Below are 8,498 nucleotides of genomic sequence, written 5' to 3'. Positions count from 1 at the left end.
CCGCTCGTCGAGCCCGAGCCGGCGCCCCGGCCAGCCGCCACCCCGGCCGACCACCTGCCGTGGGCCGCCGACCCCGACCAGCGCGCCGCCGGGGAACCCGACCAGGTCCCTGTCGAGGAGCCCGACCGGCTCCCGGCGACGGCGCCCGACGACCTCGACCAGTCCGAGTGGGACGGCCGCGAGACGAGCGACACCGGCGTCATCAAGGACCTGTTCGGCACCGAGGCCGTGCAGCAGCTCGACGAGACCGGGTACGACCCCGAGGCGACCGGCACGCGGATGATGCCCGCCGTCGTCCGGCCCGACGAGCAGCAGGCCCGTCGCGCCGTCCCCGCCGAACAGCCCTCCGTCGGTCACGCGTCCGGTGCCGGAGCGCCGGGCTCCGCCGCGTCCGCGCGCGGGAACGGGTCGACCCCGTCCGCACGGGCGGACGACGGCGACCGCGACAACTTCATCAACGAGGGCGTCGCTCGGCTCCGGAGCGAGGGCAAGCGCGGCAAGCAGCTCCTCATCGGCGGCTCGATCGTGCTCATCGCCCTGCTGCTCGTGGCGGTCTTCGCCCTGACCCGGTGGATCCTCGGCGGCTCGATCGACGAGCAGCGGCCCGCGGCGACCTCGAGCGCTGCCGCGTCGGCGCCCGCGACCCCGGCGACGACGCCCGAGGCGGCTGCGGACAGCGCCCCGGCCGAGCAGCCCGCGGCGACGCTCCGGTTCGCCACCACGCAGGCCGGGCCCGGGGTCCACACCTGGACCGACCTGGCCGGCGGCGAGTGCCTGACGCCGTACACGAACGCGTGGGCGGACTCGTACACGGTGGTCGACTGCTCGACGCCGCACACCGCCCAGCTGACCGCCCGCCTGCAGGTCGAGGCGAGCCAGTGGCCCGGGCCGGACGCCCTCGCGGCACAGGCGGCGAAGACCTGCCAGACGGCGCAGGCGATCGACACCGCGGCGGCCGCGAAGGTCGGTGACGTGCAGGTCCAGGGTGCCTACGCTCCCGACCAGACCACGTGGGACCAGGGCAACACGTTCATCTCGTGCTTCGCGACGCGGTCCTCCGGGGACATGCTGACCGGCTCGCTGGCGCCCTCCGGCAAGTAGGAGCACCGCCCCGGGCCGGAGACCTCCGACCCGGGGCGACACTCGGGGCTTCACGCCTGCGCGGGCACCGCCGCCGACGCGTCGTCGAGCGCCTGCACCTCGTCGGCGGTGAGCTCGAGCTCCGCCGAGGCGAGCAGCGCCGGCAGCTGCTCGGTGTTCCGCGCGCTCGCGATCGGCGCGACGACGTCCGGCCGGCCCTGCAGCCAGGCCAGCGCCACCGAGGCGATCTCGGCATCGTGCGCACCGGCGATGCGGTCGAGCGTGTCGACCACGGCCAGCCCCGCGTCCGAGAAGTAGCCCGACACCTGGCCCTCGCGGTCCTTGCCCGCGAAGTCCTCCTTCGTCCGGTACTTGCCGGTGAGGAACCCGGCGGCGAGGGCGAAGTACGGTACGACGCCCAGGCCCTCCGCGGCGGCGAGCGGCGCGATCTCCGACTCGTAGGGCTCGCGCGTGACGAGGTTGTAGTGCGGCTGGATCGCGACCGGCAGCGCGAGCCCCTCGGCCTTCGCGATGCGGATCCACTCCTCGGCCCGCTCGCGCGAGTAGTTCGAGATGGCCGTGCACCGCACGAGGCCCTCACGGACGAGCTGGTCGAACGCGCGGACGGTCTCCTCGAGCGGGGTGTCCTGGTCGTCGAAGTGCGCGTAGTACAGGTCGATCCGGTCGGTGCCGAGGCGCTCCAGGCTGGCCCGGGCCGCCGCGGCGACGTTGGCCGCCGACAGGCCGCTGTACTGCGGGTGCTGCGACACCTTCGTGGCGATCACGACGTCGTCGCGCTTGCCCGAGGCCCGCAGCCACGAGCCGATGACCCGCTCCGACTCGCCGCCCTCGTTGCCGGGGGCCCAGGCGGAGTACACGTCGGCCGAGTCGACGAAGTCGCCGCCGGCGCCGGTGAACGCGTCGAGCACGCGGTGCGAAGTCTGCTCGTCGGCGGTCCAGCCGAAGACGTTGCCGCCGAGGGCGAGGGGGAACACGTGGAGGTCGCTGGTTCCGATGCGGGGCATGCGGGGGTCCTTTCGTGGTCGTGGGGGGTGGCCGGGACGGGCCCGGACCGCGCCACGCTACGCCCGCGCTCTGGCCACCGGGTGGGTCCGCGTCACGGTGCCGCACGGGTGCGCGGTGTTGCATCGACGGATGACCACCGCCCTCGAAGCCCTCACCGACCCCCGGTCCTCGGTGCGCCTGCGTGCCGTGATGGCACTCGGGACCGCAGCCGACCCGGCCGACCTCGACGTCCTGCTCGAACGGTGCGCGGTCGATCCGGACCTGCAGGTGCGCGAGGCCCTGACGTGGTCGCTCGTGCGGCTCCCGGCCGAGCTGGTCGTGCCCCGGTTGGTCGACCAGCTCGACCGCCCCGAGGCGCAGGCCCGCTCGCAGGCGCTGCACACGCTGTCGAAGATCCGCGACGGGTCGGTGTACCCGGCGGTCGCCGAGGCACTGGGCGACCCCGACCCCGGCGTCTCCCGGACCGCCTGGCGCGCCGCGGTCCTGCTCGCGCCCGCCGAGGAGCGCCCTGCCCTGGCCCGCCGGCTCACGCGGGAACTCGGCACCGGGGACCGGGAGCGGCGACTCGCGCTGAGCCGGGCACTCGTCACCCTCGGCGAGGAGGTCGTCGCCCCCGTCCTCGCGGACGCCGCCGCGCGCCGCGGCGAGGCCGTCCGCGAGCACGTCGCGGACACCGAGCGGCTCCTCGCCGACCCGGACGCCGGCTCGGCGCTCGCCGTCGAGCGCGCACGACGCGAGGTGGCCCTGGGACGCAGCGGGCGCGCCTCCGGCTGACCCCCTGACGGACGGGAGGCCCGTGGCGGGCCCGCACCGCGCCTCCCGTCCGTCCCCTGGTCGCGCCGACCGCGTCGACGGAGCAGACGACGTCGGGTCGCGCCCGCCGACCCGACGCTTCCTGCTCCACCGAGCGGACGCGGTCGCGCGTGTCGTGCGCCGCGCGACGGGACGGCCGCGCCCGGCGGCCCGGGGCGGGCCGGGGAACACCCGGATTCGGGCCGCCGAACAGGGCGGATCGGCTTGCACGTGCCGATCGGCGGCGGGCAGAGTGGTCGGCGAAGGGGAGTAGCTCCCAGCGCGTGCATCGACACACTGGCCATCACGACGATCGGCCCGGTGCACCACCCGTCCGGTCCCACCCGGCGGGCGAGCGAGACCTTCGGCCGTTCTGTCGTGCCGAAGCGCTCCCACCCCCTGCGCAAGTCGGTGCGGCCCGACCAAGGGACCACCCCGTGATCGACACCACCGCGCCCGCCACCGGGTCCACCCGGACCACCGACACGTCGAGCGCGCCCCGACGGATGGGGCGCAGCGCCTGGGCGCGCATCGCCCTGTGCGTCGTGCTCGCCCTGCCCGCCGTCGTCTTCCGCGTCGGTGGGCTCGCGCCGAACCCCGTCGTCGACCTGCTCGTGTTCGGCGGGGCCGTCGTCGCGGCCTCGTTCCTGCTCGCGTGGGCCGCCGAGGCCGCGCAGAAGGACATCGCGGGTGCGCTCGCGATCGCCCTGCTCGCGCTCATCGCCGTGCTGCCCGAGTACGCCGTCGACCTGTACTACGCCTTCCGGTCCGGCTCGGAGCCCGCCTACGAGCAGTTCGCCGCCGCCAACATGACCGGGTCGAACCGGCTGCTCCTCGGGTTCGGCTGGCCGCTCGTCGTGGTGATCTCGCTGCTCGTCGCCCGGCGGTACGTGCGGGTCGGGGCGCTCCCGGCAGCGGCGACGAAGGTGCTCCGGCTCGAGCAGTCCTCGCGGCTGGACATCGGCTTCCTCGCGCTGCTCGCCCTCGTCGCGTTCCTCATCCCGGCCATGGGGTCGATCCCGGTGTGGTTCGGGGTGCTGCTGCTCGCCGCGTTCGCCGCGTACCTGTGGCGTGCGTCGCAGGTGCCCGACGGTGACGACGACGAGGAGCTCGTCGGCATGGCCGGGAACATCGCCGCGATGCCGCAGCGGGCCCGTCGCTGGACGGTCGTCGCGCTGTTCGTCGTCGCGGCCGCGGTGATCCTGGCGTCGGCCGAGCCGTTCGCCGACGCCCTGGTGCAGTCCGGCAGCGCGCTCGGCGTCGACAGCTACTTCCTCGTGCAGTGGCTCGCACCGATCGCGACCGAGGCGCCGGAGTTCATCGTCGCCGCGCTCTTCGCACTGCGCGGGATGGGCGGTGCGGCGATCGGGACGCTCATCGCGTCGAAGGTCAACCAGTGGTCGCTGCTCGTCGGGTCGCTGCCGATCGCGCACGTGCTCGGCGGCGGGACGACGGGCGGGCTGCCGCTCGACGCCCGGCAGGTCGAGGAGTTCGTGCTCACCGCGTCGCAGACCGTGCTCGGCGTGGCGATCATCGTCGCGCTGCGGTTCCACCGGTGGTCGGCGATCGCGCTCCTGGCCCTGTTCGCGGTGCAGTTCGTCGTCACCGACACGAGCGGGCGGTGGGTGCTGAGCGGCGTGCACGTGGCCGTCGCGCTCGTGGTGCTGTGGGTGCAGCGCGCGGCGGTCCTGCCGACGCTCGCGGCGCCGTTCCGGCGGGCGGGGACTGCTCGCAGCTGACGCTCCGCTGCGCCGGGGCACGACGGCCGGCTGACGGCCGCCGCGAGCGCGCGGGACACGCCGTGCGGCGGCCGCCGCGCGGGCACGATCCGTCACGCTCGGTCGGTGCGCGCGACGTGTTCCGCACACACGGCTCCCGCGCGCGCGGGGCGCGGGAGCGTCAGTCGGCGTCGGGGGCGAGCCAGATCGCGCTCGCGGCCGCGGCCGGCAGGTCGACGAGGGACTCCTCGCCGCCAGGGCCCCGGCGGGCGACGGCGATCACGCCCGCGTAGTCCCGCACCTGCTCCACGCGCAGGTGCGTCCCGAGCCCGACGCCGAGCTCGTCGAAGTAGCGCAGCAGCGACGGGTCGTCGTCGGACACCCGGTCGACGGTGCCGCACGACCCGGGGGCGACCAGTCCGAGCAGCGTGCCGGGTGAGTCGGGCACGGTGCCGTCCGCGCGCGGGATCGGGTCGCCGTGCGGGTCGTGCGTCGGGTTGCCGAGGTCGGCGTCCACGCGGTCGAGGAACGTCTCGGACACCGCGTGCTCGAGCGCCTCGGCTTCGGTGTGCACCTCGTCCCAGCCGTAGCCGAGCCGCTGGACCAGGAACGTCTCGATGAGCCGGTGCCGTCGGACCATCGCCACCGCGACCTGCTGGCCGAGGGGCGTGAGGACGACGCCGTAGTACGGGGTGTGCTCGATCAGGCCGTCGCGGTCGAGCTTGCGGAGGTTCCCCGACACGGTCGACGCGGACACCCCGAGCGCCGCGGCGATGTCCCGCGTCGCCAGACCGGTCCCGCCGCGCTCGCCGTCCTTCCACACGAGTTTCACGTAGTCCTCTGCCATGGTGCTGAGGGAGGGGAGCCGCATGCCTCAATGGTACGGACGGCGCGGGGCCACGGCCGTCACGCCTACGACGGGCGTCACGGGGACGGGCGACCGCGGACGCCGCTGGCCGGTACCGCCGTCCCTGCTGCTCGGACTCGCCCCGCTCGTGGCGTTCGCCGCCGTGAGCGCGTGGCGGTCCCGCCCGAGCGACGACTACGACTCCCTCGGCCGGACCGTCGACAGCGTCGTGCACGCGCTCGTCCTGCCCGAGGGCATCGCGGTCGTCGTGCTCGCGCTGTACGTGACGGCCCTCGGCTGGTGGCGGACCGCGACCGTCGACCCGGGCCGGACCCCGATGCGCTGGACGATGACGGCACCGGTCCTCATCGTCGTGGTGTGCGCGGCCAAGCTGCCCTTCGTCGGGTGGTCGTCGCTGCCCGGCCACTACTTCGTGCTGCTGACCGTCGGGGTGCTCTTCGTCGGCGTCTTCGAGGAACTCCTGACCCGCGGGGTGCTGCTCGTCGGGCTCCGCCGCCGGTTGCCGGAGTTCGGCGTGTGGATCGCCTCGTGCGTGCTCTTCGGGCTGCTGCACCTGCTCAACGTGCTCGCCGGGGCCCCCGTCGGCTCGACCCTGCTCCAGGTGGTGTTCGCGGCCTCGTTCGGCTCGACGCTGTACCTGTCCCGGCGGCTGACCGGCAACCTGCTGCTGCCCGTGCTCCTGCACGCGTTCTGGGACTTCGGCTCGATCGCGGTGTCGGCGACGGTGGACACCGGGGACCTGGCGAGCCTGCTGCCCGTCGGGGCGATCGGGCTCGTGGCGTTCGGCGTGCTCGCGTTCGGGCTCGTCGCCGGCGGCATGGTCGCGTGGCACGACGACCGGCCGCGCCGCCTGCGGCGCCGGTGGCGGGACGTGCCACCCGTCGGGGTGGACGCGGGGCAGGGTGCCGAGCCGCGCCTCCCGACCGTGGCCTGACCGCCTGCGAACCCCCACAGCCTGCGGTCCGGTTCACCCGCTGGTGGGGGAACGTTCCCCGTCCGGCAACCGCCCCTCCTTAGCGTCACGGTGTTTCCACTCCGGTACATCGAGGAAAGGGGCGTCGCCCGCGGGCGACCACCACACATGCGCAGAACCGCACTCAGCGGGGTGACCGTCGCGACGGTCGCGACCGCCCTCGTGCTCGGGACACCGCTCGTCGCCCAGGCGGCGACGTACCCGAGCGACTCGGCGAAGCCGAACCTGATCGCCCTGCTCAACGGCTACGACCAGTACTGGACGTCCGCCGGGAAGAACGACCTGCACGGCACCGTCGACGACCCCGCGACGCTCGCCACGAACGACCAGCTGACGAGCTGGATCAACCAGCACGCGACGCCCGCGCAGCAGTTCCGGGCCCTGCAGGACGCCGAGTACGACAACGCGACCCACACCGCCTACGACCAGTCCTTCACGGTGTCCCAAGGGCTCGGCGACGTGCTCAGCGGGCTCTTCGTGCAGGGGCGGCAGAGCGGCGCGCTCCCGCTGACGAACGCGCTGATCAACTCGTCGACCGGCACGTCCGGTGCGTACGTCGGCACCGGCGACGCGAAGGCGCACTTCAGCTACCCGCGCCCCTACCTGCCGACCGACCCCACGGCGACGCTGCCGGCGGGCGACGACCAGGTGAACTGCAACCCGGCGACCGTCAACGCGTCCTCGCTGACCGCGAACCGCGTCGGCAAGGCCTGGGCGGACGCGAAGGGCAACCTCATGATCACGCGGGTCCCCGCCACGACGGACACCACGCACGAGTTCTCGCCGAACGACGTCGCGCTCGACGCCTCGTACGGCCAGCAGGGCATCTGCAAGGGCGGCTCGTACCCGTCCGGGCACGCCACCACGGCGTACCAGGCCGGCATCACGCTCGCGACGCTCGTCCCCGAGCTCGCGCCCGAGATCCTCGCCCGCACGTCCGAGGCCGGCAACGACCGCATCGTGCTCGGCGTGCACTACCCGCTCGACATCATGGGCGGTCGCATCGACGGTGAGGCCGCCCTCGCCGCCCGCTGGTCGGACGAGCAGTACCGCACCCAGGTCCTCGAGCCCGCCCGCGCCGAGCTCGTCGGCTACCTGCAGGCGAAGTGCGGCGGCACCCTCGCGTCGTGCATCGCGGCCGAGAAGCGCTACACGGACGACCCCTACGGCGGGCAGGCCATGCCCGGCGGCACCGCGCAGGTCGTCACCGACCGTGCATCGGCCGTCACGGTCTACCGCGAGCGCATGACCTACGGCTTCCCCCGCACGGGCGTCGCCGGTCAGGCTCCCTCGGTGCCGGCCGGTGCGTCCGACCTGCTCCGCACGGCGTTCCCGACGCTGACCGACGCGCAGCGCACCGCCGTGCTCGCCCAGACCGAGATCGACTCGGGCTACCCCCTCGACCAGACCGGCTCCGCCGCCGGCTCGTGGGAGCGCCTCGACCTGGCCGCCGCGACGAGCGCCACGGTCGCGATCGCGTCCGACGGCACCGCGAAGGTGCTGTCCACCGGCGGCACGGCCACGGTCGTCTCCGGGGTGCTGACCGCCCCGCAGGGCACCACCGTCCAGGCCGGCAGCGCGATCGCCCTGCGCGGGACCGGCCTGCCCGCCGGTGCCACGCTCCGGGTCGTGCTGCGGTCCGACCCGGTGACGGTCGGCACGCTGACGGTCGCGGCCGACGGCACCGCGACCGGCTCCGTCACGATCCCCGCGACGACGCCCGCGGGCACGCACACGCTCGACCTGGTCGACGCCTCCGGCGCCTCGGCGCTCGCCGCGCCGCTCGGCATCACGGTGACGGCTGCGGTGACCGCGGGCGGTGGCGGCGCAGCCGGCGCCGTGCCGGCCGGGGTGCACCTGCCCGTCGTCAGCGGCTGATCCGCCACCTCCGACGGAGGGGAGGCGCGGTGCCCGCCCGCACCGCGCCTCCTGTCCGCCACCCCTGACGGAGGGGAGGCGCGGCGCCGGTCCGCAGCGCGCCTCCCGTCCGCCGCCCCGTGACGGGCGGGAGGCACGGTGCCCCACCGCCCCGTGCCTCCCG

General features: G+C 74.8%; 6 protein-coding genes and 1 pseudogene. 5 read left to right on the top strand and 2 right to left on the bottom strand.

The window, feature by feature from the left end:
- Positions 1-1,101 (top strand): annotated as a pseudogene (locus BEP24_RS17725) (hypothetical protein); the annotation flags it as partial.
- Between the two features lie 50 nt (positions 1,102-1,151).
- On the opposite strand, the gene BEP24_RS15110 reads toward BEP24_RS17725, so the two are convergent.
- Positions 1,152-2,105, bottom strand: a complete 954-nt coding sequence (locus BEP24_RS15110; protein WP_065964793.1) for an aldo/keto reductase — start codon at positions 2,103-2,105, stop codon at positions 1,152-1,154.
- Positions 2,106-2,235: 130 nt separating this feature from the next.
- Between BEP24_RS15110 and BEP24_RS15105 the strand changes: the two genes are divergently transcribed.
- The gene (locus BEP24_RS15105) at positions 2,236-2,880 is read left to right on the top strand and encodes a HEAT repeat domain-containing protein (RefSeq protein WP_065964791.1); all 645 of its coding nucleotides are present in this window, start codon (positions 2,236-2,238) and stop codon (positions 2,878-2,880) included.
- 455 nt (positions 2,881-3,335) lie between these two features.
- Positions 3,336-4,637: a sodium:proton exchanger gene (locus BEP24_RS15100; protein ID WP_253181723.1), complete on the top strand. Its 1,302-nt coding sequence runs from the start codon at positions 3,336-3,338 to the stop codon at positions 4,635-4,637.
- A gap of 160 nt (positions 4,638-4,797) precedes the next feature.
- On the opposite strand, the gene BEP24_RS15095 is transcribed toward BEP24_RS15100, so the two are convergent.
- Entirely contained in the window at positions 4,798-5,487 is a 690-nt protein-coding gene (locus tag BEP24_RS15095; protein WP_065964790.1) for a metal-dependent transcriptional regulator, read from the bottom strand.
- Here BEP24_RS15095 and BEP24_RS15090 point away from each other — a divergent pair.
- Positions 5,486-6,418, top strand: coding sequence for a CPBP family intramembrane glutamic endopeptidase (locus BEP24_RS15090; RefSeq protein ID WP_171898840.1), 933 nt, complete (start codon positions 5,486-5,488; stop codon positions 6,416-6,418). The two genes, BEP24_RS15095 and BEP24_RS15090, sit on opposite strands and share 2 nt — an antisense overlap.
- Positions 6,419-6,565: 147 nt before the next feature.
- Positions 6,566-8,335 (top strand): phosphatase PAP2 family protein, encoded by a 1,770-nt coding sequence (locus BEP24_RS15085; protein WP_065964787.1) that lies wholly within the window; start codon positions 6,566-6,568, stop codon positions 8,333-8,335.
- Positions 8,336-8,498: the final 163 nt, after the last annotated feature.

Origin of the sequence: Curtobacterium sp. UCD-KPL2560 (assembly GCF_001705035.1) — a bacterium.
Taxonomy (GTDB): Bacteria; Actinomycetota; Actinomycetes; order Actinomycetales; family Microbacteriaceae; genus Curtobacterium.
Note: the sequence above shows the minus strand (reverse complement) of the source record. Positions and strands in the feature narration are given on the sequence as shown.